Source organism: Coralloluteibacterium thermophilum (assembly GCF_042654365.1).
Taxonomy (GTDB): Bacteria; Pseudomonadota; Gammaproteobacteria; order Xanthomonadales; family Xanthomonadaceae; genus Coralloluteibacterium; species Coralloluteibacterium thermophilum.
In genome coordinates this window covers 37,030-61,419 of record NZ_JBHSGG010000026.1, presented here as the reverse complement: position 1 = coordinate 61,419, position 24,390 = coordinate 37,030, and the positions used below count along the sequence as shown (strand labels likewise).

16 protein-coding genes and 2 pseudogenes are annotated in these 24,390 nt (G+C 74.1%); 13 read left to right on the top strand and 5 right to left on the bottom strand.

Annotation, left to right across the window (positions count from 1 at the left end; translation table 11 throughout):
• Positions 1-634: 634 nt before the first annotated feature.
• Entirely contained in the window at positions 635-1,321 is a 687-nt protein-coding gene (locus tag ACFO3Q_RS09720) for an RES family NAD+ phosphorylase (RefSeq protein ID WP_377004478.1), read from the bottom strand.
• A 65-nt stretch (positions 1,322-1,386) separates the two neighbouring features.
• Positions 1,387-1,791, bottom strand: coding sequence for an MbcA/ParS/Xre antitoxin family protein (locus tag ACFO3Q_RS09715; RefSeq protein WP_377004477.1), 405 nt, complete (start codon positions 1,789-1,791; stop codon positions 1,387-1,389).
• Positions 1,792-1,954: 163 nt separating this feature from the next.
• Here ACFO3Q_RS09715 and ACFO3Q_RS09710 point away from each other — a divergent pair, with 163 nt between their 5' ends.
• From ACFO3Q_RS09710 to ACFO3Q_RS09700, 3 genes are all read left to right on the top strand, one after another.
• Positions 1,955-3,058 carry a L,D-transpeptidase family protein gene (locus ACFO3Q_RS09710; protein ID WP_377004475.1) on the top strand — a complete coding sequence of 368 codons (1,104 nt, stop codon included), beginning with the start codon at positions 1,955-1,957 and terminating at the stop codon, positions 3,056-3,058.
• Between the two features lie 169 nt (positions 3,059-3,227).
• Complete coding sequence (locus tag ACFO3Q_RS09705) at positions 3,228-4,088, top strand: murein L,D-transpeptidase catalytic domain family protein (RefSeq protein ID WP_377004474.1); 861 nt, start codon at positions 3,228-3,230, stop codon at positions 4,086-4,088.
• A gap of 185 nt (positions 4,089-4,273) precedes the next feature.
• Positions 4,274-5,356, top strand: a complete 1,083-nt coding sequence (locus ACFO3Q_RS09700) for a L,D-transpeptidase (protein WP_377004473.1) — start codon at positions 4,274-4,276, stop codon at positions 5,354-5,356.
• Positions 5,357-5,399: 43 nt separating this feature from the next.
• On the opposite strand, the gene ACFO3Q_RS09695 is transcribed toward ACFO3Q_RS09700, so the two are convergent.
• The gene (locus tag ACFO3Q_RS09695; RefSeq protein WP_377004472.1) at positions 5,400-6,374 is read right to left on the bottom strand and encodes a ribonuclease H-like domain-containing protein; all 975 of its coding nucleotides are present in this window, start codon (positions 6,372-6,374) and stop codon (positions 5,400-5,402) included.
• A gap of 13 nt (positions 6,375-6,387) precedes the next feature.
• Entirely contained in the window at positions 6,388-8,808 is a 2,421-nt protein-coding gene (locus tag ACFO3Q_RS09690) for a DEAD/DEAH box helicase (RefSeq protein WP_377004471.1), read from the bottom strand.
• Between the two features lie 429 nt (positions 8,809-9,237).
• Between ACFO3Q_RS09690 and ACFO3Q_RS09685 the strand changes: the two are divergent.
• A pseudogene (locus ACFO3Q_RS09685) lies at positions 9,238-10,023 on the top strand (hypothetical protein); the annotation flags it as partial.
• Positions 10,024-10,762: 739 nt separating this feature from the next.
• Here the strand turns inward: ACFO3Q_RS09685 and ACFO3Q_RS09680 are convergent.
• The gene (locus tag ACFO3Q_RS09680; RefSeq protein ID WP_377004470.1) at positions 10,763-11,752 is read right to left on the bottom strand and encodes an aspartyl protease family protein; all 990 of its coding nucleotides are present in this window, start codon (positions 11,750-11,752) and stop codon (positions 10,763-10,765) included.
• Positions 11,753-11,875: 123 nt separating this feature from the next.
• Between ACFO3Q_RS09680 and ACFO3Q_RS09675 the strand changes: the two genes are divergently transcribed.
• The 9 genes and pseudogenes from ACFO3Q_RS09675 (at position 11,876) to ACFO3Q_RS09635 (ending at position 24,277) form a co-directional block, all read left to right on the top strand.
• A complete protein-coding gene (locus ACFO3Q_RS09675) occupies positions 11,876-12,595 on the top strand; it encodes a response regulator (RefSeq protein ID WP_377004469.1) in 720 nt (239 codons plus the stop codon).
• Positions 12,592-13,944, top strand: a complete 1,353-nt coding sequence (locus ACFO3Q_RS09670) for a HAMP domain-containing sensor histidine kinase (RefSeq protein ID WP_377004468.1) — start codon at positions 12,592-12,594, stop codon at positions 13,942-13,944. Before ACFO3Q_RS09675 ends, ACFO3Q_RS09670 begins: the two co-directional genes overlap by 4 nt.
• 152 nt (positions 13,945-14,096) lie before the next feature.
• Positions 14,097-16,238 carry an ATP-dependent DNA helicase DinG gene (dinG, locus tag ACFO3Q_RS09665; RefSeq protein ID WP_377004467.1) on the top strand — a complete coding sequence of 714 codons (2,142 nt, stop codon included), beginning with the start codon at positions 14,097-14,099 and terminating at the stop codon, positions 16,236-16,238.
• A gap of 104 nt (positions 16,239-16,342) precedes the next feature.
• Positions 16,343-17,182, top strand: a complete 840-nt coding sequence (locus tag ACFO3Q_RS09660; protein WP_377004466.1) for an NAD-dependent protein deacetylase — start codon at positions 16,343-16,345, stop codon at positions 17,180-17,182.
• Between the two features lie 130 nt (positions 17,183-17,312).
• Positions 17,313-17,555: pseudogene (locus tag ACFO3Q_RS09655) on the top strand (alkylphosphonate utilization protein); the annotation flags it as partial.
• A 25-nt stretch (positions 17,556-17,580) separates the two neighbouring features.
• Positions 17,581-19,050 carry a DUF3375 domain-containing protein gene (locus tag ACFO3Q_RS09650; protein ID WP_377004465.1) on the top strand — a complete coding sequence of 490 codons (1,470 nt, stop codon included), beginning with the start codon at positions 17,581-17,583 and terminating at the stop codon, positions 19,048-19,050.
• Complete coding sequence (locus ACFO3Q_RS09645) at positions 19,037-19,720, top strand: DUF4194 domain-containing protein (RefSeq protein ID WP_377004464.1); 684 nt, start codon at positions 19,037-19,039, stop codon at positions 19,718-19,720. Before ACFO3Q_RS09650 ends, ACFO3Q_RS09645 begins: the two co-directional genes overlap by 14 nt.
• Positions 19,717-23,106 (top strand): ATP-binding protein, encoded by a 3,390-nt coding sequence (locus tag ACFO3Q_RS09640; protein WP_377004463.1) that lies wholly within the window; start codon positions 19,717-19,719, stop codon positions 23,104-23,106. The genes ACFO3Q_RS09645 and ACFO3Q_RS09640 overlap by 4 nt, the downstream gene beginning before the upstream one ends.
• Positions 23,093-24,277, top strand: coding sequence for a Wadjet anti-phage system protein JetD domain-containing protein (locus ACFO3Q_RS09635; protein WP_377004462.1), 1,185 nt, complete (start codon positions 23,093-23,095; stop codon positions 24,275-24,277). The genes ACFO3Q_RS09640 and ACFO3Q_RS09635 overlap by 14 nt, the downstream gene beginning before the upstream one ends.
• Positions 24,278-24,390 lie beyond the last annotated feature (113 nt).

The window sequence follows — 24,390 nt, the reverse complement described above, 5'->3', positions numbered from 1 at the left end:
TTCGCCGAGAGAACCTCCATGCCTGCGCGACCAGCTCCTTCCCCCGCCTGCGGGGGAAGGCCGGGATGAGGGTGAGCGCGTGCAGCGTGCATGGGCTGTGTGGGGGTGCAAGGTGGAGGCGTAGCGCCGACGTAGTCCACGCGTCCGGACACGGCGACCTACCTGCAACCCCGTAGGAGCGGCTTCAGCCGCGACCTGGGGACCTCGGTGCGGAAGACCGATCGCGGCTGAAGCCGCTCCTACGGCCCGCGGGCGTTCAAGACCACCATCAGCGCGCGGGCGCACTTGATGCGGGCCTGGGCGTCGGGCAGGTCCATCTTCAGGCGCAGCTTCCCTCGCCAAGGGCCGCTCCTTCCCCCGCCTGCGGGGGAAGGCGGGGATGGGGGTGAGCGCGCGCAGCGCGCTGCTTGAGAAGTGAGTGGAGAGAACGCGCAGTCGCATCTCCGCCTCGTTTCTCACTCCTCATGTCTCACTTCTCGCAGCCGAAGCGCCCCCCAACCCTCCCCGCTGTCCGCGGGGGAGGGGGCTGCGGGGGCTTGAGGAGTGAGTGGGGAGGAGTGAGGAACGAGTACGGGCGGAAACGCAGTCCCGAAATCCGAACCCCTGGTCCCGATTCCCGCTTTTCCCGCCCCCCCTACACCCTCTTCAGCGCCGCCACCGCGTACTCCACCGCCATGCGCGTGCCGTCCCAGCTGTAGATGAGGTGCCGGCCTTGGCGGCAGCGGGCGACGATGTCGGGGTAGAAGGCGGCCACGCATTCGCCGCCGGGGTCGCGCACGCTGGGATAGACGAGCCCGTCCGAGCCTGCGTCGCGCAGTCGGCGGGCGAGGGCCTGCGAGGGGCCGTAGTCGTCCGGCGCGAGCGCGGCTTCGAACCCGCCGCCGCGCAGGTCGTGCAGGCGGCCGCGGATGCCGGTGCGGTAGGCGCGCATCTCGATCTTCATGGCGGGTTCGCGGGTGGCCGTCATGAAGCGCGCGCGGTGATACATGGTCTCGCGCACCGCCGTCTCCAGGCTGCGCGCGGCGTAGAACACGCCGACCTCGCCGCCGGCGAAGCGGCTGCCCGCGGGATTGGGATGGGTGAAGGCCGCCATGATCGGCGTGGTGCCGGGGCCGGCGACGCGGCGCTCGCGCGGCACCAGGTCGAGCTGGCCGATCTCCTGGCGCAGGCGCGGGTTGGTCATGGCCTCGACCGCGAACAGCGCCTCCATGTCGGCCGGATCGGCGATCCGGTCGAACGGGCCCACCGGCGGGAAGCGGCTGGCGACGATGCGCCAGGCTTCGGGCCAGTCGAGGTCGGTGAGCGGTGGGGTCGCGTCCATGGCGGGGGGACAGGAGCGGAAGTCGCGAGTCTCGACCGGCGCCGTCGCAGGCGCTGCGATGCCGGCTACCAGCCGCGCTGCGCGTCCAGGTAGCTGCGGACGACGTACAGGTCGGCCACGTTGCCGGACAGCATGCGGTCGAGGGCGGAGGCGCCACCGAAGGGCGGCGCGGCGTTCGGCCTGTGTATCCAGGCGTCGGCGCGGGTCGGATCGGGGAAGAGGATCTCCAGCGCCTTGAAGATGCCGAGCACGTAGCTGATGCGCTCCAGGGTGTCGCGGCCCAGGCTGCCCTCCTGCGATTTCTTCCACTTGAAGAAGGTCGATTCCGGCGGGTCGCCGAGCAGCCGGCGCGCCTGTGCGTTCTTGAGCTTCCAGCGCTCGGCGATCGCGAAGAAGGCCCGCAGCGCCGGTGCGGCGAGTTCGGGCGCGGGCGTCGCGGGCAGCGCAGGACGAAGGTGCGAAAGGGGCACGGCTTCCTCTCCAACAAGGGAGTGGATGGAATATTACTCCAACTGTGGACCCCTCGGGCCGAGCCCGCCCACCGCGCGCTGAACCGCGTCCGGGCGCGGGTGCCGGCGCGTCGGGATCCGGCGTTCATGCGTCTCCGACGCCTGCGCGGCTAGCGTCGGCGGCATGAGTCCGTGCACCCGCATCCCGTCCTTCGTCCTCGGCCTCGCCCTCGTGTCGGCCCTCGTGGCGGCACCCGCCGACGCCATCCCCGCGCGTGCCCTCGGCGAGGAGAGCGGCGCGCTGCCGCGGCTGACCGCGGAGCGCGATCCGCGCGAGCGCGACATGGGTCCACCCGCCGATTTCGTCCCCGGCGCGCCCCTGCACGGCGAGGTGAACTTCGAGCCCGGCGACTTCATCTGGGAGCCGCAGCTCTCGCCGGACGGCCCGGTCACCCTGGTCGTGAGCCTCCCCGAGCAGCGCATCTACGTCTATCGCAACGGCGTGCGCATCGGCGTGTCGACGGTGAGCACCGGCGAGGACGGCTACGAGACGCCGACCGGCGAGTTCGTGATTCTCCAGAAGCGGCGCATGCATCACTCCAACCTCTACGACGATGCGCCCATGCCCTTCATGCAGCGGCTGACCTGGAGCGGCATCGCCCTCCACGCCGGCGCCCTGCCGGGGCATCCGGCCTCGCACGGCTGCGTGCGCCTGCCCGAGGACTTCGCCGCGAAGCTCTACGAGGTCACCGACTTCACCACGGCCGTGGTGGTCGCCGACGTGCATTCGCATCCCATGGGCGTGGTGCATCCCGGCCTGCTCGCGCCGATCGAGCCGCGCACGGCTTTCATGCGCGTCGGCACCGGGCTCGACGATGCGCAGGCGCTGTGGGCGCCCGAGCGTGTGCCGGAAGGGCCGATGGTGGCGGTGTTCAGCGAGGCCGACCGCCGCGTCAGCGTGTTCCGCGACGGCATCGAGATCGCGCGCGCGCCGCTGGTGCGCGAGGGACTGGTGGGGCTGATGGACCGGCTCGGCAACCGCGTGCCGGCGATCGCCGAGGCGCATGCCGAGGACGGCGACGGAGGCCAGCCGCCGCAGGAGGCCGAGAACGTCTTCCTCGTTGCCGATGCGCCGCCTCCGTCTACGCCCGACGAGATCCGCGAGCTGCTCGGCGACGACGCGCGCATCCTGGTCACGGCGCTGCCGCTCGACGGCCCCAACGAGGCCGCCACGCGCGAGGACGGCGACGCGCGCGAGGGGCCGGCGCGGCCGCAGGCGGAGTCCTGATTCTCCAGAAGGTTGGGGCACGTCGCCGGGACGCCGCGCCGCGCGCCCGCGTCGCGGTTCCATGACCGCAACGACCACGATCACCTCGCTGCATCGGCCTTGAACGGAACCGGCCGATGTGTGCGTCGCGTGTAGATCGGCCGGCGGGCTTCCGTATCCTCCTGTCGCGATGAGCATCCTGTCCCGCTCCGCGGCCGCCCTCGCGGTGGCCGCCTCCCTCTGCGTCGCCGCATCCCATGCCGGCGCGCCGCCTTCCTCCTCCCGAGCCGACGCCGCGCCGCTGCCGGCCGCCACGCCGGAGCGTCCGATCCCCGAGCCGGTGCTGCCGGAGATGGTGGAACTCCATCCCGAGGAGGTCCTGCTCGACGCGCTCGCGCCGCTGGCGCCGGACCTCGACCGCAACGTGCTCGGCATGGCTCTGGGCGCGCGCGAGTGCGCCGTCGCCGCGGGCGATGCCGAGGAGGTCTCGCGCCTCGCGGTGATCGACTTCTCCCTGCCCTCGACCGAGAAGCGCCTGTGGGTGTTCGACATCGAAGCGCGCGCGCTGCTCTTCGCCGAGCACGTCGCGCACGGGCAGGGCACCGGCGGGAACATGGCCACGCGCTTCTCCAACCGCGAAGGCAGCCACCAGAGCAGCCTCGGCCTGTTCGCCATGGCCGAGACCTACCACGGCGGCAACGGCTACTCGCTGCGCATGGACGGGCTGGAGCCGGGCATCAACGACGCCGCGCGGCGGCGCGCGATCGTCATGCACGGCGCGCCCTACGTGAACCCGGAGGCCGCGCCGGCGATGGGCCGGCTCGGCCGCAGCTTCGGCTGCCCGGCCGTCCGCAGCGCGGTTGCGCGCCAGGTCATCGACAGCCTCAAGGACGGGCAGATGCTGTTCGCCTACTACCCGGAGGACGACTGGCTCGCGGCCTCGCCCTTCCTCAACTGCAGGCACCGCACCTCCGGCCTCGCGGCGCGCGCCAAGGCCGCGGTGCTGCAGGCGCGCGCCGAGACGGCCGCGCGCACCACCGCGCAGCGCTGACGGTTCCGCTGTCGCGCGGGCCGTGTGCACTCGCGGCTGAAGCCGCTCCCTCCTCCGGTGCATGCGGCTGCGTCGCAGGCGTCGATGCGCACGATCCACTCGCCGCGTCCGCGACGAGGCTGCGTGCCCGGTCATCCTGGGCGCGGGCTGGTACCGTAGGGTTCCGCCCACCGATCCACCGCGTCATGTCCGCAGCGCACGCGTTCCGCAGCCTGGTGCTCGCCCTCGTCCTGCTCGCCGCGCCTGCCGCGGCCATCGAGCACGGCCGCGAGATGCCGTTCGACACCGAGGTCACCGCGCTGCGGCCGGGCGAGTACATCTGGTCGCCGGAGCTGGCGCCGTCCGGGCCGGTGCTGGTGGTGGTCAGCCTTCCGGAGCAGCTCGCCTTCGTCTACCGCAACGGAGTGCGCATCGGGGCGAGCACGGTCAGCTCGGGCAAGCCGGGGCACGTCACGCCGACGGGCATCTTCTCCATCCTGCAGCGCAGGAAGGAGCACTACTCCAACCTCTACAACAACGCGCCGATGCCCTACATGCAGCGGCTGACCTGGGACGGCATCGCGCTGCACGCGGGCAACCTCCCGGGCTATCCGGCCTCGCACGGCTGCGTGCGCATGCCGCTGGACTTCGCGCGCAGGCTGTTCGACGTGACCCGCACCGGCATGACGGTGGTGGTGTCCGACGACATCGGCTTCGCGCCGCAGGTCGCGCATCCGGGGCTGTTCTCGCCGGCCGATGCCGACGGGACCGCGCGCCCGGATCCGGCGGTGCCCGCCGATGCGGACGTCACCTGGACGCCGGAACTCGCCGCCGAGGGGCCGCTCACCATCGTCGTCAGCACCCACGAGCGGCGCGTGGTGGTGCTGCGCGAGGGCCAGGTGATCGGCAACGCGCCCATCGCCATCGAGGGCGACGCGCCCTTCGGCAGCCATGCCTACGTCCTGCTGGACGAGCCGCCGTCCGGCGCCAGCCGCATCGTGCCGGGACGCGACGCCCTGCGCTGGCTCACGGTGCCGCTGCCGGGCGAGACGCACCTCGGCGAGGGGATCGACCCGGATGCCATCGCGCGCATCCGCGCGCCGCCGGTGTTCTCGCAGGAGGTCTACGACGCGCTGTCGCCCGGCGCGACGCTGCTGGTCACCGACGCCCCCGCCCGCGCGCGCGTGGCCGGCACGGAGCTGACCGTGCTGCGCGGCGACGCCATTCCCGGCGTCACGCCGGTGTCGTCCCCGGTGGAGGTCCGCGACGTGCTGGTGCCGCAGGAGTGAGCGTCGAGGCGGGTTCCCGTCGCCGCGTTCCACGCCTCTCCACTCACTCCTCGGACAGCCGGCAGAGCAGCCCGAACAGGCTGCGCAGGTCCTGTGCGTTGTGCTCCCCGACGCGGCGGAGGTCGCGGGCGCTGCCGCCGCGGAGGTAGTCGAGCCAGGCGCGCGGCGCCTCGGCGCCGGGCAGGTCGTCCTCGCGCACCACGCCGAGCAGGCTGCGTTCGGCGGTCGCCAGCCGGCAGTTGGGCCACACGCCGCGCCAGCGCCGGCGCACCGGGTGCAGCAGGTCGAGATGGGCGAGGCCGGCGAGCGGATTGGGCAGGCGCGCGAGCCGGTAGCGGGTCGCCAGCAGGGGGGCGTCGTAGCTGCGGCCGTTGTAGCTCACCACCACCGTGTCGGGACGCAGCCAGTCCGCGAAGGCGCGCAGCATCGCGGTCTCGGCGGCCAGGGTGGTGATGGTGAGCTGGCGCAGGCGCAGCATGCCCTCGTGCCAGTCGGCGGCGCCGATCATGAAGGCGCGCGTCCCGGTGCCGCCGGCGAGGCCGGTGGTCTCGGTGTCGAAGGACAGGAAGCGCGCGCAGTCCACCGGCCCGACCGGGTGCGGAGCGCTGTTGGCGCCGGGCGGCGGCGGCCGCGGCGTGCCGCGCACGCGGCAGGCGTCGATGTGGGGCGGCGGCGGAGCCCAGGCGAAGCGCTGTTCGAGATAGCGCAGCCCGGGCGCGATCTCCTCGCCGTGCAGGGTGCGGTCCGCTGCCCGCTGCGGCCGTTTCGCCGGCGCGAGCAGGCGGTCGCGCTGGACGAGCAGGCGGCGCAGTTCCTCGGGCACGGGCGGGCGTCGTGCCGGTGCAGGCGGGCGCGGCGGCGGCACGGCCTGCGGGCGCGGGACGTCCGCGGCCTGGAGGTCCGCGCCGGACGGCACGGTCGCGGCGACGCGCGGTGCCGGCGTCGCCGCCCGTTCGCCCAGCGCGCCGCCGCCCGCCTGCTGCCGCAAGGCCCGCAGCCGTCGTGCGAGTTCGCTCACGGGATCCTTCCCCTCAGGCCGCCAGCAGCGCCAGCACCTGGCCGGCCAGCGCCTTGGGCGTGGCCGCGGGATCGGCGCCGTCCTCGTCGGCCGCGAGCACCGGCCCCACGCAGCCCGGGCAGCCGGCGCGGCAGTCGCAGCGCGCGACCAGTTCGCGCGCGCGGGCGAGGATCTCGTCGCGGCGCAGGAACAGCGGTTCGGACAGGCCGACGCCGCCGGGGAAGTTGTCGTACAGGTAGGCGGTCGGCACGAAGCGCGCGTCGTCGTCCATCGCCAGCGCCTGGCCGTCGGCGTCCCGCAGCGTGCCGCGGCCCTGGCCGTCGCGGTCGGCGAACCAGGCGCCGTCGCCGCTGCCGACCGCCTTCTGCAGGTCGCGCGCCTCGGCCATCACCGACACCGTGGCGACCACGTGCAGCGCGTAGGCGGCGCCGAGGAAGCCGTCGAGCGCGCGCTGCCTGGAGGCGAAGGCCGCCTCGAGCACGTCCTGCGGCAGCGCCCACCACACCGCCGTGGTGTGCAGCTCCTGGTCGGGCAGGTTGACCGGTCCGTAGCCGATGTTCTCGTGGGTGTAGTAGCGGATCTTCTTGTAGCCCGACACGCGCCGCACCACGTGCACCTCGCCGTGGTGGGTGGTGCCGCGGCCGGACTTCGCACCGTCGAACTGCTCGAGCACCTTGAGCCGGGTGTAGTCGATGGCGTCGGTGTAGTAGTCGACGTTGGTGCGGGTGACGTAGGCCTTGCGACCCTCCCAGTCCAGCCGCTCCACCTGGAACGGCGCGCTCTGCACCATGTGGATGGCGCCCTCGTAGAGGGTCAGCGCGGCAGCGGAGTAGTCCACCTCGGCGATGATGGTCTGCCGCCCCTCGGTGCGGTCGACGACGACGAAGTTGCCGTCCGCCACCGAGCGCAGGCTGACCGCCTGCGCCGGGTAGCTGTCGGCGATCCACTCCCAGCGGTCGCCCTCCTGGTGCAGCACGCCGGACTCGCCCAGCACTTCGAGGAAGTCCTGCGGGTCCAGCGGACCGAAGCGCTCGCCGGCGAGGAAGGGCAGTTCGAAGGCCGCGCAGCGGATGTGGTCGAGCAGGATCAGCGCCTGGTCGGCGTGGATGCGCGCGTGCTCCGGCGGCGCGCCCTGGAAGAACTCCGGGTGGCGCACGAGGTACTGGTCCATCGGGTCGCTGGACGCGACCAGCACGCCCAGGGAGGGCTGCTGGCGGCGGCCGGCGCGACCGAAGCGCTGCCAGGTCGCGGCGATGGAGCCCGGATAGCCGTTGAGCACGACCACGTCCAGGCTGCCGATGTCCACGCCCAGCTCCAGCGCGGAGGTGCTGACGATGCCGTCGATGTTGCCGGCGCGCATCTCGCGCTCCGCCGCGCGGCGCTCGGTCGGGAGATAGCCGCCGCGATAGGCGCGGATGCGCGGCGGGCGCCGCGGGTCGTGGTCGAACACGTCCTTGAGGTACTTGGTCAGCACCTCGACCATCAGCCGGGTCTGGGCGAACACCAGGGTCTTGAGGCCCGCGCGGATCGCCAGCCGCGCGATGCGGTTGGACTGGGAGCGCGCCGAGGCGCGCAGGCCGAGATCGGGATTCACCACCGGCGGGTTCCACAGCAGCACGTGCCGGTCGCCGCTGGGCGCGCCGCTTTCGGTGACCGCCGCGCACTCGGCCTCGATCAGCGCCTCCGCGTGCGCCTGCGGATTGCCGATGGTGGCCGAGCACAGGATGAACTGCGGGTCCGCGCCGTAGAACGCGCACACCCGCTTGAGCCGGCGGATCACGTTGGCCACGTGCGAGCCGAACACGCCGCGGTAGGTGTGGACCTCGTCGATCACCACGTACCGGAGGTTCTCGAAGAACTGCGCCCACTTGGTGTGATGCGGCAGGATCGCCTGGTGCAGCATGTCGGGATTGCTGACCACGATGTCGCCGTGCAGGCGGATCGCCGCGCGCGCGTCGCCGGGCGTGTCGCCGTCGAAGGTGAAGGCCTTCACGCCCAGGTCGCCGGCGCGGTTGAGGTCGAGCAGCTCGGCCACCTGGTCCTGCGACAGCGCCTTGGTCGGGAACAGGTAGAGCGCCTTGCCCTCGCCGCGCATGGTCGCGGCCACCACCGGCAGCGTGTAGCAGAGCGACTTGCCGGAGGCGGTCGGCGTCACCACCACCACGTTGCGGCCGGCCTGCACCGCGTCCCAGGCCTCGGCCTGGTGGCTGTAGAGCCGGGTGATGCCGCGCGCCGCGAGCGCGGCGGCCAGCGCCGGCGGCAGGGCCTCCGGCAGCGGCGCGTAGCGGCCCTCCCGCCCCGGCGTCGAGATGACGCCGGTGATGCGGTCGGCGTACTTGCCCTGCAGCCGGTGCGCCAGGGCCCGGCCATCGAGACGGGCGTCGCGACGGGCCAGCGCCGCGTCGCGGTGGGGTGGGGCGGTGAGTGCGGACATCGGCGGCGGCGCGGCGGGAACGGCGCGCCGTTGTAGGGCATGGCCGTCTCAGGGCGTGAGACGGCTTCGTCGAGGAGTGCGTGGAGAGGAGTGAGAAACGAGGCGGACGGCCGTCCTGCTGTTCCGGGCGGACAGGGAGTGCGGTCCGAGGACGCGCCACCGGCTCATCCTCGTTTCTCACTCCTCACTCCTCACTCCTCACTCCTCACTCCTCACTCCTCACTCCTCACTCCTCACTTCTCACTCCTCACTCCTCACTTCTCACTTCTCACTTCTCACTTCTCACTTCTCACCTCCCACTCCCGCCCTCGCTCCTCCCCAAGGGCGTCACGCGACCGCAACCGGTCGCGCACGGCGGATTCACCGCCGATCCGTAGCCTGACGTCCACTTCGGGGCGCGCCCCGATCCCTCTTACGGAGCCACCTCTCATGACCGCATCCCGCGACGATCTTTCCAGGGAAGAGCGCAGGCAGGAGGCCCGGGACATGAACCGGGACCCCATCACCAAGGCGCCCGGCGCCCATCCCGTCGGCGTCGGCGTGGGCACGGCCGCGGGCGGTGCCGCGGCGGGCGCTGCGGCAGGTGCGTTCTTCGGACCGATCGGCGCACTGGTCGGCGTGGTCGCAGGCGGTCTTGCCGGCGCCGCGGCGGGCAAGGGCGTCGCAGAGCGCCTCGACCCCACCGCGGAGAAGGAATACTGGCGCGAGGCCCATCGCGACCGGCCCTACGTGGTCGAGCGCAAGGACGGCGACTACGACTACGACCGCGACTACGCCGCGGCCTACGGGCTCGGCCTGCAGGCGCGCGAGGCGGATCTCGACCGCAGCTGGGACGAGAGCCTCGAAGGCGACCTCGGCCGCCGCTGGGAGGCCGAGCGGGGCGAGTCGCGGCTGTCCTGGGACGAGGCGCGGCCGGCGGTGCGCGACTCCTGGGAGCGCAGCGACCGCACCTACCGGACCTACGACCTCGTCGACCGCTACCACGAGAGCCGCTACGCCGAGAGCGACTACTACGACAGCGCCTACGACTACGACGACTACCGCCCCGCCTATCGCTACGGCGCGGAGGCGGGCGGCCGCTACGGCGACCGCCAGTGGGACGACGATCTCGAGCGCGAGCTGGCGCAGAACTGGGAGTCGCGCCGCGGCAAGTCGCGGCTGACCTGGGACAAGGCCAGGGCGGCGGTCCGCGACGCCTTCAGCTCGCGCGAGAACTACAACTCCTATTCCTCGCCCGACTACAGCAAGCAGAGCGACTACCGGGCGGGCGACGAAGGCACGGTGCGCGATCCGCTCAGGGTCGGCGGCAACTTCGATCCGCGCCGCTAGGAACACACACGCCAACGCGCCGGGGCGGTAGCCGGCGCACCAAATACCGGCCGTGCCACGCACGGCCAGCGGAAGGGCCCGCCCGCCGTTTCGGGGGCGGGCGGGCCCGGCACCCCGGAGAGGGTGGGCGACGGGGAGACCATCGCCACCGCACAGGACACGCCAAGGCGTCGGGGCGGTAGCCGGCGCACCAATACCGGCCGTGCCATCCACACGGCCAGCGGAAGGGGCCCGCCCGCCGTTTCGGGGCGGGCGGGCCCGGCACCCCGGAGAGGGGTGGGCGACGGGGAGGTCATCGCCACCGCACAGAACACGCCAACGCGTCGGGGCGGTAGCCGGCGCACCAAATACCGGCCGTGCCGCGCACGGCCAGCGGAAGGGCCCGCCCGCCGTTTCGGGGGCGGGCGGGCCCGGCACCCGTCCACACATTGGCGTCGGACGGCGGTGCGGGGACGGACGCGCTCCAGCCATGTCCACCCGGCGTGCATCGCGCGCGGACAACGCGGTCAGCGGGTGGCGGGGCATCGCGGACATGGGGAGGCGTCGCACAAGCTGCAGGAACGGCGGACACGGCACGTCGCTGCTCGCGGATCGTCAGGCGTGCCCGATGCGCCCGCAGGTGCGATCAGCGGACCGCGTCGCGCGCTCCGCCGGCCGGAAGCGCCGCGTCGGATGGCCCCAGGCATACGGCCGTGGCGTTCGCCAGCACGTCCACCCGCCGCTGCCGCAAGGCGTCGATGCCCAGGATCGCCGCCGGCCGGTCGGCCAGGCCCAGCACCGCGAACACCGGCAGCGCGCTGATCCGCACCTCGGTCGGCGGCAGCTGCCAGTCGCCGATGGCCAGCGTGGGCAGGGTGTAGAGCCAGGTCTCGATCACCTGTTCGGCGATGCCGCGGGTGCCGGCCTCGCGACGGCGCAGGCGCCCATCGTCCTCGGCGACGCCCAGCGCGCGCGCCGCCGGCGGGTTGAGGACAGTCTGCGCGGCTCCGGTGTCGACCACGCCGATCACCGGCACGCGGTCTCCGCCATCGCGCAGCTGCGCCGGCACGAACGCGAAGCGCTGCAGGCCCGCCGCGCGCTGCGGCAGCGCGTTGTCCAGGCAGTCCGTGCGCGGCAGGCTGCCCGGCGGCGCCAACAGCACGTGCCCGGCCGGCAGGTCGAAGCGCAGGTCGAACCGGGCCATCAGGTCGTTGCCCAGGATGCCTTCGACCGGCGGCGCGTCGCCTTCGGCGACCTTCGACAGGTCCATCGCCAGCAGTTGCGCCTGCCACCGGAGATCGCCGGACGACAGCGCCTGCAGCGCGGTGACGTGGGTGGCCGCCGTGCTGCCGCCGGCGCCCTGCACCTGCATCCGGCGCGGCGTGGCATCGAGCAGGCCCAGGCGCTCGGCCAGCGCGGCATCGACGACGCTGGCGCCGGCGGCGGTGTCGACCACGAAACTCAGCGGGCGGTCGACGCCGTCGATGCGCACCTGTACGCGCGGATGCTTGCCCACCAGGTGCATCGGGATGCGGTGGCCTTCCGGCGCCGGCGTCGATGGCGACGGCGCGGCAGCGCAGACGGCGGCCTTCGACAGCGACAACAGGCAGATGGGCAGCGCGAGACGGAGCGACATGGCGGAACCTCGTGAAAGGGGCCGCCACTCCATCGCAGTCCGGTATCGGCACGATGTCGGCGCACGCGCCGTTGGTTGCGGCGCTGATACAAGCGCGATACATCCGCGGGCGACAATGGCGGCATGGCTCCCGAGACCGCCCGCATCGTCGTCGTCGACGACGACGCCAGCATCCGCGACGCGCTGTGCGACTACCTGGCCCGCCACGGCTATGCGGTGCGCGCCGCCGATGGCGCGGCCGCGCTCGACCGTCTGCTGGCGCAGGCGCCGGCAGACCTGGTGGTGCTGGACTGGATGATGCCGGGCGAGGACGGCCTGTCGGTGTGCCGGCGTCTGGCCGAGGCCGACGTCGCGGTGCTGATGCTCAGCGCACTGGATACCCCGCCGGACCGCGTGATCGGGCTGGAGGTGGGCGCCGACGACTACCTGGCCAAGCCGTTCGAGCCGCGCGAGTTGCTGGCTCGCGTGCGTGCACTGCTGCGGCGCGGCGCGCAGCTGCGCAGGCAGGCGGCGGCGCCGGCCGAGGGCTACGCCTTCGCCGGATGGACCCTGCAGATCGAGGCACGCGCACTGCGCGCGCCGGATGGCGCCGAGGTGACCCTGACCGCCGGCGAGTTCGCACTGCTGCGCGCCTTCGTGGAGCGCGCCGGCCGCGTGCTCGACCGCGAGCGCCTGATGGCGCTGACGCACGGCGACACGGCGGAGTCCTTCGACCGCGCCGTCGACCTCGCGATCAGCCGCCTGCGTCGCAAGCTCTCCCAGGCCCATCCCGGGGCGGACGCCCTGATCCAGACCCTGCGCGGCGAAGGCTATCGCTTCGCCGCCACGGTGCGGCGCCTGTGAGCCGGCCGCGCGGCATCCTGGCCTTGGTCGGCGGCCTGGCGCTGGCCACCCTGGTGCTGGCACAGGCGGTGGCCCTGGCGGTGGTCGGCTGGTGGCCGGCTCCCCCGGCACCGACCATGGTCCCGGCCGAGGCGGTCGCGGCCCTGGCCGGCACCGCGCCCCCGGCGCCGGGGCTGCGGGTATGGACGCAGGCCGACGCCCCCAGCGGCACGCCGGTGCCGTGGCTGGCGGACCTTGCCGCCGACCGCCTGCAGCGGCCCGCGCCGCAGGTGCGCGCGGTGTGGCAGCGGACGCCGGAGGTGGGCCTGCAGGTGATCGACAGCGGCCAGCTGACGCCCGCCGGGCGGATCGACGCCCAGCGCCAGACGCAGGTGCGCGCGGCCCTGCTGGCGGCCGGGCTGCAGGTGCCGGCGTTCCAGCTCGCGGCCGTGCAGCCCGACGGAACCTGGCGGGTGGTCGGCAGCGTGGACGCCGGGCGCGGGCAGTGGCGCCGGCAGGTGCTGCTGGCGCTGGCGCTGGGCGCACTGCTGATCGCGCCGCTGGCCTGGTGGATGGCGCGCAGGCTCACCGGGCCCCTGCGGCGCCTGGCCGAGGCCAGCGCCCGCATGGACCTGGGCGCCGACGCGCCGGCGGTCCCGGTGGAAGGCGCCGCCGAGGTGCGTGTGCTGGGCCGGGCGATCGCCGATGCGCGGCAGCGCCTGCGCGCGCAGGCCGACGACGTCACCGCGATGCTCGCCGCGGTCGCGCACGACCTGCGCACGCCGCTGACCGGCCTGCGCCTGCGCGCGGAGTCCGCGCCGCCGCCCGAGCGCGAACGCATGGTCGCCGACATCGAGCGCATGCAGGCGATGATCGCCCAGGTGCTGGCCTACGCCCGCGGCGAACTCGCCCCGCTGCAGCGCGAGACCGTCGACGTGGCCGCACTGGCGCAGGAGCTGGCCGCCTCCGCCACCGCGCTCGGCCAGGCGGTCCAGGTGCAGGCCGACGCGCCCGCCATCGTGCAGGGCGACGCGCTGGCCCTGCGGCGCGCGGTGTCCAACCTGATCGACAACGCCGTGCGGTACGCCGGTGCGGCCGAGATCGTCATCCACGGGGACGAGAGCCACGTGCGCATCGACGTGGCCGACCGCGGGCCCGGCATTCCCGCCGACGCGCGCGCGCGCCTGGTGCAGCCGTTCCAGCGCCTGGAGCGCTCGCGCAGCCGCGACACCGGCGGCACCGGGCTCGGCTTGGCCGTGGCCCGCTCGACCGCGCAGCGCCACGGTGGCCGCCTGGACCTGCACGACCGTGCAGGGGGCGGCCTGCTGGCGCGACTGACGTTGCCGCGGGACGCGCTGCGCGCAGGCTAGTCCCGCGGCTGCGCCCGCAGCCGGAGTGGCGCCGCTCCGGCCTCGCACCCCGTCCACACCGGCCCTGCACACTGGGGCGCCCGGCGCCCGGCGCCCGGGCATGGGACAATGCGCGGCCGCAGGTCGCTGCGACCGTCTCCCGCCCTACGCCCGTGGCCGATTCCCCGACGCCGGCGCCGCCCGCGCCGCCGCGTGCCCTGACCGACGCCGACAAGGACGCCATCCGCGCGTCCTACGCGCGCCTGCGCGAATCGCTGCCCGGCTACCGCGTGCGCGCCTCGCAGGGCCAGATGATCGCTGCGGTGGCGCGCGCCCTCGGCCGCGAGGGCGGGGTGGCCGCGATCGAGGCGCCGACCGGCACCGGCAAGTCCATGGCCTACCTGCTCGCCGGCCTGCCGCTGGCGCGGGCGGCGAAGAAGAAGCTCATCGTCGCCACCGCGACCGTCGCCCTGCAGGAGCAGCTCGTGCAGCGCGACATCCCGCAGTTCCTGCGGGTCACCGGCAACGACGCCAGGGTGGTGCTCGCCAAGGGCCGCCAGCGCTACGCCTGCGTGCGCAACCTGCAGGAACTGGCCTCCGGCGCGGACGCCCCGCAGGGCGGGCTGGACCTCGGCGCCTACGGCGAGGTCGCGGCCTGGAGCCGTCCGCCGCGGCCGGGCGAACCGGCCACCGTCGCCGCCCTGCTCGACGCCCTGGTCAAGGGCAGCTGGGACGGCGACATCGACCGCACGCCGCTGCCCGTCGAGGACGAGACCCGGCCGCTCATCACGACCACTGCCGGCGGCTGCGCCGGGCGCCGCTGCGCCTACCTCGCCCACTGCCCCTTCGTGCTCGCGCGCAACGCACTGCGCGAGGCGGACATCGTCGTCGCCAACCAGGACCTGGTGCTGGCCGACCTGATGATCGCCGGCGACGAGGAGGAATCCGGCGGCGTGCTGCTGCCGGCGCCGCAGGAGGCCTTCTACGTCTTCGACGAGGCCCATCACCTCGCCGGCAAGGCCATCGACCGCGGCGCGGCGGAGGTCCACATCGCCGATGCGCGCCGCCGGCTGGCGCGGCTGCGCGCGCAGCTCTCGCCGACCTACGCGCTGGTGGACAAGGACCGCATCGGCAAGCTGGCGCTCGACGAGATCGACCGCACCCTCGCCGAACTCGACGTCGCCCTGGACGACCTCGACCTGACCATCGACACCTCGTGGACGCCCTCGATGGACGAGGACCCGCCGAGCTGGCGCGCGCCGCTCGGGGTGCTGCCCGACGACTGGCGCCGGGCCGCGGAGCATCTGCGCGAACTCACCGCCAGGGTCGTGCGCTGGGTGTCGGCCGCCGCCCGGACCGTCGCCGAGAGCCGGCACGAATCGACCGGCAGCGAGGCCGTCGCACGCGAGCTGGGCCTGGCGCGCGAGCGCGTCGAGCGCCAGCACGCGGCCTGGTGGCTGTGGTCGCTGGAGGACAACCCGGACTACGCGCCGACCGCGCGCTGGGTCACCCGCGGGCGCGACGGCGGCCTGGTCTGCCACGCCTCGGCGGTCTCGGCGGCGCCCGTGCTCAAGCGCGCGCTGTGGCCGCAGGCCGCGGGCGTGGTGCTGACGTCGGCCACCCTCTCCGCCGGCGGCGACTTCCGCGCCTTCGCCGCGCAGGTGGGCCTGCCCGACCACGCCGAGACGCTGAGCCTGGCCTCGCCCTTCGATCTCGAGGCGCAGGCCCGCCTGGTGGTGCCGCGCCTCAAGACGATGCCGGACGACCGCGAGGGCCACGCGCGCGAGGTCGCCGCCTGGCTCGAGGACGGGCTCGACTGGCGCGCCGGCAACCTGGTGCTGTTCACCTCGCGGCGCAAGCTGGAGAGCGTCCTCGACCTGCTCCCGGCGGCGCGGCGCGCCACGGTGCGCGCGCAGGGCGCCAAGGCCAAGCAGGCCCTGCTCGACGAGCATGCCGAGGCCGTGGCGGCGGGCGAGGGCAGCACCCTGTTCGGACTGGCGAGCTTCGGCGAGGGCCTGGACCTGCCCGGCAGGCTCTGCGAGACCGTGGTGGTGACCCAGCTGCCGTTCGCGGTGCCCACCGACCCGGTGGACGCCACCTATGCCGAGTGGCTGGAGTCCAACGGACGCAACGCCTTCGTCGAGGTCAGCGTGCCCAATGCGATCCGCACCCTCACCCAGTACTGCGGGCGCCTGATCCGCAGCGAGGACGATGCCGGGCGCATCGTCATCCTCGACCGCCGCATCGTCGCCAAGCGCTACGGCGCGCAGATGCTGCGCGCGCTGCCGCCCTTCGCCCGCGAGATCGCGCGCTGAGCTGCGGAATCCGTCTCTGTGGGAGCGGCTTCAGCCGCGATGCTTCCCCTTCCGGAACGAAACGGGTCGCGGCTGAAGCCGCTCCCACGGGTATCCTTGCCATGATGTCCGACGCCGTCCTCCAGACCTTCGTCGAGCGCCATCGCCGCCTGTTCGTGCTGACCGGGGCGGGGTGCAGCACCGCCTCGGGCATTCCCGACTACCGCGCCGCCGACGGGAGCTGGAAGCGCACCCCGCCGGTGACCTTCCAGGCCTTCATGGCCGAAGCGCACACCCGCAGGCGCTACTGGGCACGGAGCCTGGTCGGCTGGCGCCGCTTCGGGCGCGCGCAGCCGAACGCCGTGCACCACGCGCTGGCGCGGCTGGAGGCCGACGGTCGCTGCGCGCTGCTCGTCACCCAGAACGTCGACCGCCTGCACCAGGCGGCCGGGAGCGTCGACGCGGTCGACTTGCACGGTCGGCTCGACCGGGTGCGCTGCATGGCCTGCGAGGCGCGTCTGCCGCGCGCGGCGTTCCAGGTGGAGCTGGAGGCGCGCAACCCGGCCTGGGCGGCGCTCGATGCCGCGGACGCGCCCGACGGCGATGCCGACCTCGAGGGCGTGGACTTCGACGGCTTCCGGGTGCCGGACTGCCCGCACTGCGGCGGCCTGCTCAAGCCCGACGTGGTGTTCTTCGGCGAGAACGTGCCGCGCGCGGACGTCGAGCGCGCCTTCGCCGGCCTGGGCCGCAGCGACGCCGTGCTCGTGGTCGGCTCGTCGCTGATGGTCTATTCCGGCTTCCGCTTCGTGAAGAAGGCCGTCGACCTCGGCCTGCCGGTGGCCGCGGTCAACCGCGGCCGCACCCGCGCCGACCCGCTGCTGTCGCTCAAGGTCGAGGACGACTGCGCGGCCGCGCTGGGCTTCCTCCTCGCCCACGCGGCGCCGGGGGCGTCCTCCGCGGCGTGAAGGGCGCGGCGCGGGACATCGGGAGCGGGACACGAGGCAGGACGCCGTCGCGTCCGCCTTTCCCGCACCGGCCTCGCGCCGGCGCGTCGCGGCTGGCAGACTGCGCGCCCCGCGCTCCGGCGCGCGCAGCGAATGGAGGTCCGGCATGAGCGACAGCGACATCGTCGTCCGCGACAGCAACGGCAACACCCTGGGCGACGGCGACGCGGTCACGCTCATCAAGGACCTGAAGGTGAAGGGCACCTCGGTCACGCTCAAGCGCGGCACCTTGGTGAAGAACATCCGCCTCACCGACGATCCCGACGAGATCGAGTGCAACGTCGAGAAGGTCAAGGGCCTGGTGCTGCGCACCGAGTTCCTCAAGAAGGCCTGACCGGCCCGCTGCGGACCGCGCCCGCTTGAAGTCCCACGCCCGCATCGCGACCTACCGCCGCCTGCGCGAGCAGCCGCTCTGGCGCCTGCTCGCGGCCGACCACGCGCCGGAGATCCTCGGCCTGCTGCAGAGCCTGCTGTTCGAGGGCGAACGCCGCCTGCCGGCCTCGGCCCTGCACGAGCGCCTGCAGCACGAGCTGGACGCGCTGGCGGGCGCCGATCTCCCGCGCGAGCTGGCGCGCACCGCCCAGGCCTACGTCGCCGACTGGCTGGCGCAGGGCTTCCTCGAACGGCGCCTGCCGGACGGTGCGGCGGAGGAGGAGTACGAGCTTTCCACCCAGGCGGTGCAGGCGCTGCGCTTCGTCGCCGGCATGGACGCACCGCGCGCGGCCGCGACCGAGAGCCGCCTGTCGCTGGTGATCGACGAGCTGGTCCAGCTCGCCGAGCAGACCGAGAGCGATCCCGCCGCGCGGCTGTCGGCGCTCTACGCCGAGCGCGACCGCATCGAGGCGGAGATCGCGCGCGCCGGCGAAGGCCGGGTCGCGCCGCTCGACGGCAAGCGCGCGCTGGAGCGCGCCCGCCAGGTCATCGCCCTGGCCGACGAGCTGACCGAGGACTTCCGCCGCGTGCGCGACGACTTCGAGCGGCTCAACCGCGAGTTCCGCGAACGCATCATCGACGACGAGGGCGAGCGCGGCGACGTGCTCGAACGCCTCTTCGCCGGCATCGACGTGATCGCCGAGAGCGACGCCGGGCGCAGCTTCGACGCGTTCTGGCGCCTGCTCAACGACCCGGAGCGCAGCGCGCGCCTGGACGCCGCGCTCGACGCGGTGCTCTCGCGCGGCTTCGCGCGCCGCCTGACCCGCGAGGAGCGCGCCTTCCTGCGCGGGCTGACGCGGGTGATGCTCGAACGCGGCGGCCACGTCCACGACGTGCTGCAGCACGTCGCGCGCAGCCTGCGCGGCTTCGTGCAGCACCGCGGCTACCTGGAGCAGCGCCGCCTCAACCAGCTCCTGCGCCAGGCCCAGGCCGAGGCCCTGCAACTGCGCGAGGTCCTGCCGCCGACCCGCGCCACCGGCCACACCCTCGCCCTGACCACCAGCCGCCTGCGCTCGCTGTCGCAGTGGCGCCTGCACGATCCGCGCGCCGCCGCCGTGGACGGCAGCGTGCAGGCCGGCGCCGGCGCCGCGATCTCCCTGGACAGCGTCGGGGAACTGGTCGCCGCCTCCGAGATCGACTTCCGCAGCCTGAAGGCCGACATCGCCGGCCTGCTCGAACGCCACGACCGGCTCTCCATCGCCGAGGTGTTCCGGCAGCGCCCGCCGGCCCAGGGCCTGGGCAGCGTGATCGGCTGCCTCTCGCTCGGCGTCCGCCATGGCGAGGTCGCGCCCGACGCCACCGAGACGGTGGCCTGGGAGGGCGCCGACGGCACCTGGCGGCAGGCGCGCATTCCCCTCCTGTGGTTCACCCGGGAAAAACGTCATGAACTGGTCTGACCTCGAAGACGCCGAACCGGCCTCCGCGCCGCAGGACGCGTCGCCGGCGGAGGCCGCGCGCGCGCTCTACCCCGGCGACCGCGGCGACCTCGCCCTCGACGCGCGCCGCGCCCTGTGCCAGCTGCTGGCCGGGCCCAGCGTCGATGCGCAGCGCCACCCGCAGCTCTGGCCGGCGCTGCTGGGCCACGAGGACGCGCTGCGCGCGCGCCTGTCGGAGCTGTTCCTGGAACTGGTGATCGACCGCGACACCGGCGTGGCCTTCACCCGCCAGGCCGACACCGGCGAACTCGACACGCCCATCCTGCTGCGCACCGCGCCGCTGACCTTCATCGACTCGGTGCTCCTGCTGCACCTGCGCCAGCAGCTCGCGGAGGCCGACGCGCAGGGGCACCGCGCGGTGGTCGCCGAGGCCGGGCTGGTCGAGGCGCTGACCGTGTACGAGAAGAACCTCTCCACCGACCGGGCCGGCTTCGAGCGCCGCGTCGGCGCCGCCATCGTCAAGATGAAGGAGAGCCACGTGCTCACCCGGCTGCGCGGCAGCGAGGACCGCTACGAGGTCTCGCCCGCCCTGAAGCTGCTGTTCCCGGCCGAGGACGTGCAGGCACTGACCGCGGTGTACCGGACCTTGCGCGAATCCGGCACGGCCGCCGGACAGGACCCCGACGCATGAAGAAGACGCGCACGCCCGCCGCGCCGGTCGAGGCGCTGTTCCTCGACGACCTGCCCGATCCGCGCGCCGAGCAGTTCCGCATGCGCCGCCTGCAGGTGCACAACTGGGGCACCTTCAGCGGCCTGCACACGGTGCCGATCGCCGAGCGCGGCTTCCTGTTCGTCGGCCGCTCGGGTTCCGGCAAGTCCACCCTGCTGGATGCGATGTCCGCCCTGCTGGTGCCGCCGGCCCTGGTGGACTTCAACGCGGCCGCGCGCGAGGCCGAGCGCAGCGGCCGCGACCGCAACCTCGTGTCCTACGTCCGCGGCGCCTGGGCCGACCGCACCGACGCCGACTCCGGCGAGATCGCCACCCAGTACCTGCGCCGCGGTGCGACCTGGAGCGCGCTGGTGCTGGAGTACCGCAACGCGCTCGGCCGCACGGTCAGCCTGGTGCGGCTGTTCTGGATCGCCGGCGCGGGCTCCGCCGCCGCCGACGTGCGCAAGCACTACATGGTGTGCGAGCGGCGCTTCGACATCGCCGGGGAGCTGGAGGGCTTCGACCTCGACCTGCGCCGCCTCAAGGCGCGGCTGGGCGAGGACGTGCACCACTTCGAGAACTTCGCCGGCTACGCCGAGCGCTTCCGCCGCGTGCTCGGCATCGGCAGCGAGATGGCGCTGAAGCTGCTGCACAAGACCCAGTCCGCCAAGAACCTCGGCGACCTCAACCATTTCCTGCGCAGCTTCATGCTGGAGGTGCCGGACTCCTTCGCGGCGGCGGACCGCCTCGTGGCCGACTTCGCCGACCTCGACGCCGCGCACCGCGCCGTGGTCGCCGCGCGCGAGCAGGTGGACGTGCTCGCGCCCGCGCGCGAGGACCACCAGGCCCTGCTGGCACTGCGCCGCGCCAGCGGCGAACTGCTCGAGCTGCGCGCCGGCATCGACGCCGTCCGCGAGCAGCGCCGCCTCGCCCTGCTCGACGCGCGGCTGCAGGACCTGGCCACGCGCGACGCCGCGCTGGAGGCCGAGGAAGGCCAGCGCGCGGCCACGCTCGCCAACCACGAGGCCCTGCTCGCCGACCTCGAACGCCAGCACCTGGAGCAGGGCGGCGACCGCATCGTGCGCCTGGAGCAGGAGCTGGCCCGGGTCGAGGCCGAGCGCGACGTGCGCACCGCGCGCCGGCGCAAGGCCGAGGACGCCTGCCGCGAACTCGACTGGGACCTGCCTGGCAGCGCGCAATCCTTCGCCGAGGCGGCCGCCCGCGCGCGCGACCTGCTGGAGACCGCCCGCGCCCGCACCGAGGCGCTCGACGAACGCATCGCCGAGCGGCGCATCGCCAAGCGCGACGACGAACGCCGCTTCGCCGAGGTGCGCGCCGAGATCGCCGCGCTCGAACAGTCGCCGTCCAACATTCCCTCGCGGATGCAGGCGCTGCGCGCGCGGCTGTGCGAGGCGCTCGGCCTCCAGCCCCAGGCGCTGCCCTTCGCCGGCGAGCTGATGCAGGTGCGCGAGGACGAGGCGAAGTGGCGCGGTGCCGCCGAGCGCCTGCTGCACGGCTTCGCGCTCTCGCTGCTGGTGGACGAGCGCCACCATGCGGCGGTCGCGCGCTGGGTGGACGAGACCCACCTGGGCACGCGCCTGGTCTACCACCGCATCGGCCGCGACGACGCGCTGATGCCGCGCCGGCCGGGCGAGCGCTCGCTGGTGCACAAGCTCGAACTGGCCGACCACCCGCACCGCGAGTGGCTGCAGGGCGAGCTGGCGCGCCGCTTCGACTACGCCTGCGTCGATTCGCCGCGCGCGCTGGCCCAGGCCGAGCGCGCGGTCACCCGCGAGGGACAGGTCAAGCACGGCGGCAGCCGCTACGAGAAGGACGACCGCCACGCCATCGGCGACCGCAGCCGCTGGGTGCTGGGCTTCGACAACCGCGAGAAGCGCGCGCTGTTCGAGAAGGAGGCGCGCGAACTCGCCCGCCGCATCGGCGCCTGCGAGAGCGAGGTCGCGGCGATCGGCGCCGAGCGCCAGCGCGACCTGCTGCAGGTGCGCGCGGCGCAGACCCTGGCCGATCTCGCCTGGGACGACATCGACGTCGCCCCGCGCCTGCAGCGCATCGCCGACATCCGCGGGCAGCTCGACGCGCTGCGCTCGGGCGACGCCACCCTGCGCGCCCTGGGCGAGCGCATCGAGGCCGAGCGCGCCGCGCGCGAGGCGGCGCGCCGCGGCCTGCTGGAGATCCAGGGCGAGCGCGTGGCCCTGGCGCGCGAGCGCAGCGAGGCCGCGACGCAGCGCGCCCGGTGCGCGGAGGCCGCGACCGTGGCGCCGACCCCGCTGCAGGCCGAGGGCCTGGCCGCGCGCCTGGGCGACCTCACCGCGCTGCCGCTGACCCTGAACAACATCGAGAGCCGCTTCCGCGAGATCGACCGCGCCCTGGTCGCCGAGATCGGCGAGCGCGCGCAGGAGGACAGCCGGCTGGCGCAGCGCATCGAGACCGCCTTCCGCGAGTTCCGTCGGCGCTGGCCGGAGGACGCGGGCGACTTCACCCCCGACCTCTCGGCGGCGGACGACTACCTCGCGCGCCTGCGCCGGCTCGAACTCGACGGCCTGCCGCGCCACGAGGCGCGCTTCTTCGAGCTCCTGCAGACCCGCAGCAAGCAGAACCTCACCGTGCTGCAGCGCCACCTCGGCGAGGCGCGCAAGGCCATCGGCCAGCGCCTGGACGAGGTCAACGCCAGCCTGGAGCAGGTGCCCTTCAACCGTGGCACCGTGCTCACCATCGAGCTGACCGACCGCCGCCTGCCCGAGGTGCTGGAATTCCAGCAGCGGCTGCGCGAGGTGCTCGCCCACCACCAGACCGAGGACCGCGCGCTGGCCGAGGCGCAGTTCGGCGTGCTGCGTGCCCTGGTGGCGCGCCTGGGCGCGGACGATCCCGAGGCCCGGCGCTGGCGCGAGCAGGTGCTCGACGTGCGCCTGCACGTGGAGTTCCACGGCGTGGAGATCGACGCCCAGACCCACGCCCAGGTCGAGGTCTACCGCAGCGGCGCCGGCAAGTCCGGCGGCCAGCGCCAGAAGCTGGCCACCACCTGCCTCGCCGCCGCCCTGCGCTACCAGCTCGGCGGCGAGGACGGCGGCCTGCCGCGCTACGCCGCCGTGGTGCTCGACGAGGCCTTCGACAAGGCCGACAACGAGTTCACCGCACTGGCGATGAACATCTTCGAGAACTTCGGCTTCCAGATGATCGTCGCCACGCCGCTGAAGTCGGTGATGACGCTGGAGCCCTTCATCGGCGGCGCCTGCTTCGTCGAGATCAGCGGCCGCCACGACTCGGGCACCCTCCTGATCGAGTACGACGACGCCGGCCGCCGGCTCAAGCTGCCCGAGCGTGCCCGCCGGGACGATGCGCTCGCCTGAGGCCCTGCGCGCGCGCCTGCGCGCGACCTGGCGCAGCCGCCACCGGTCGTGGCTGGGCGGGGGCGGTGTCTGGCCGCACGATCTGCCCGTCCCGAGGCCGAGCGGCGAGGCGATCCTGCGCGACTGGGCAGGCTTCGACGCCTGGCTGCGGGCGTGGCAGGCGATCGACGACGCCGGCATCGGTGAGGTCGAGTGGGATGTCGTCACGCCGCGGCGGGTCGGCCCGCAGCGGGTCCCGATGCGTTGGCATTTCGCCGATGCCTGCGCTGTCGCCGCGGCGGTGGGCGAGGCGCAGGCGTGGGCGCGTGCCGACGTCCGCTTCCGCATGCTGCGTGCGCGCTGGTCGGGGCTGGCGCCGGACCCGGCCCGGCTCGACGCTGCCCTGCGGCGCAGCAGTGCCGCCCTCGCGGAGTACGCCGACGACGACTTCGCCCGGCTTGCGGACGTGGTGGACTGGCTTTGCCGGCATCCGCAGTCGGGCCTGTTCGAGCGGCAGCTCCCGGTCGAGGGCATCGACAGCAAGTGGCTGGGCCGCCGTCGCGGGCTCGTCCGCGACTGGGTCGCCGCGGTGCGTGGCCTGGATCCCGGCCTCGACTTCCACGCCGTCACGGGGCTGCGCCCGCCGCCGGCCCGGATGCGCCTGCGCCTGCTCGATCCCGCCCTCCGTGCCGCCGCCGGCGGTCTCGGCGACATCGAGTCGCCGGTGGCGGAACTGGCCGCCCTCGCCATCGACCCGGCCTGCGTGGTCGTCGTGGAGAACCGGGACACCGGGCTGGCGTTCGAGGATGTCGAGGGCGTCGCCGTGCTGATGTCGCGCGGCTATGCGGTGGACGTGGTGGAGCGACTGCCCTGGCTGGCCGCGGCCCGGATCGTCTACTGGGGCGACATCGACACGCACGGACTCGCCATCCTCGCGCGGCTGCGGGCCCGCCTGCCGGACGTCCGTGCCGTGCTGATGGACGAGGACACCTTCCTGGCCCATCGCATCCTCTGGAGCGAGGAGGTCGCGCCCGACCGCGTGTCCGCGCACCCGACGCTCCGACCGGAGGAAGCGCGGCTGCATGCCGACCTTCTCCATGGCCGCTGGGGCCCGGGCCGGCGCCTGGAGCAGGAGCGGATCCCCTGGGACCATGCCTGGCCCCGGATCGTCGCAGCCCTGGGCGAGGGGTAGCGCAGCCGCCGCCGCACCGCCGGCACGTGGCCGGTGCAGGTCGATCACACCGGGAAGGCGCGCCCTTCACCCGTCGCACAACAGGCGACCGGCAAGGTCTGGATGGCGCGTCG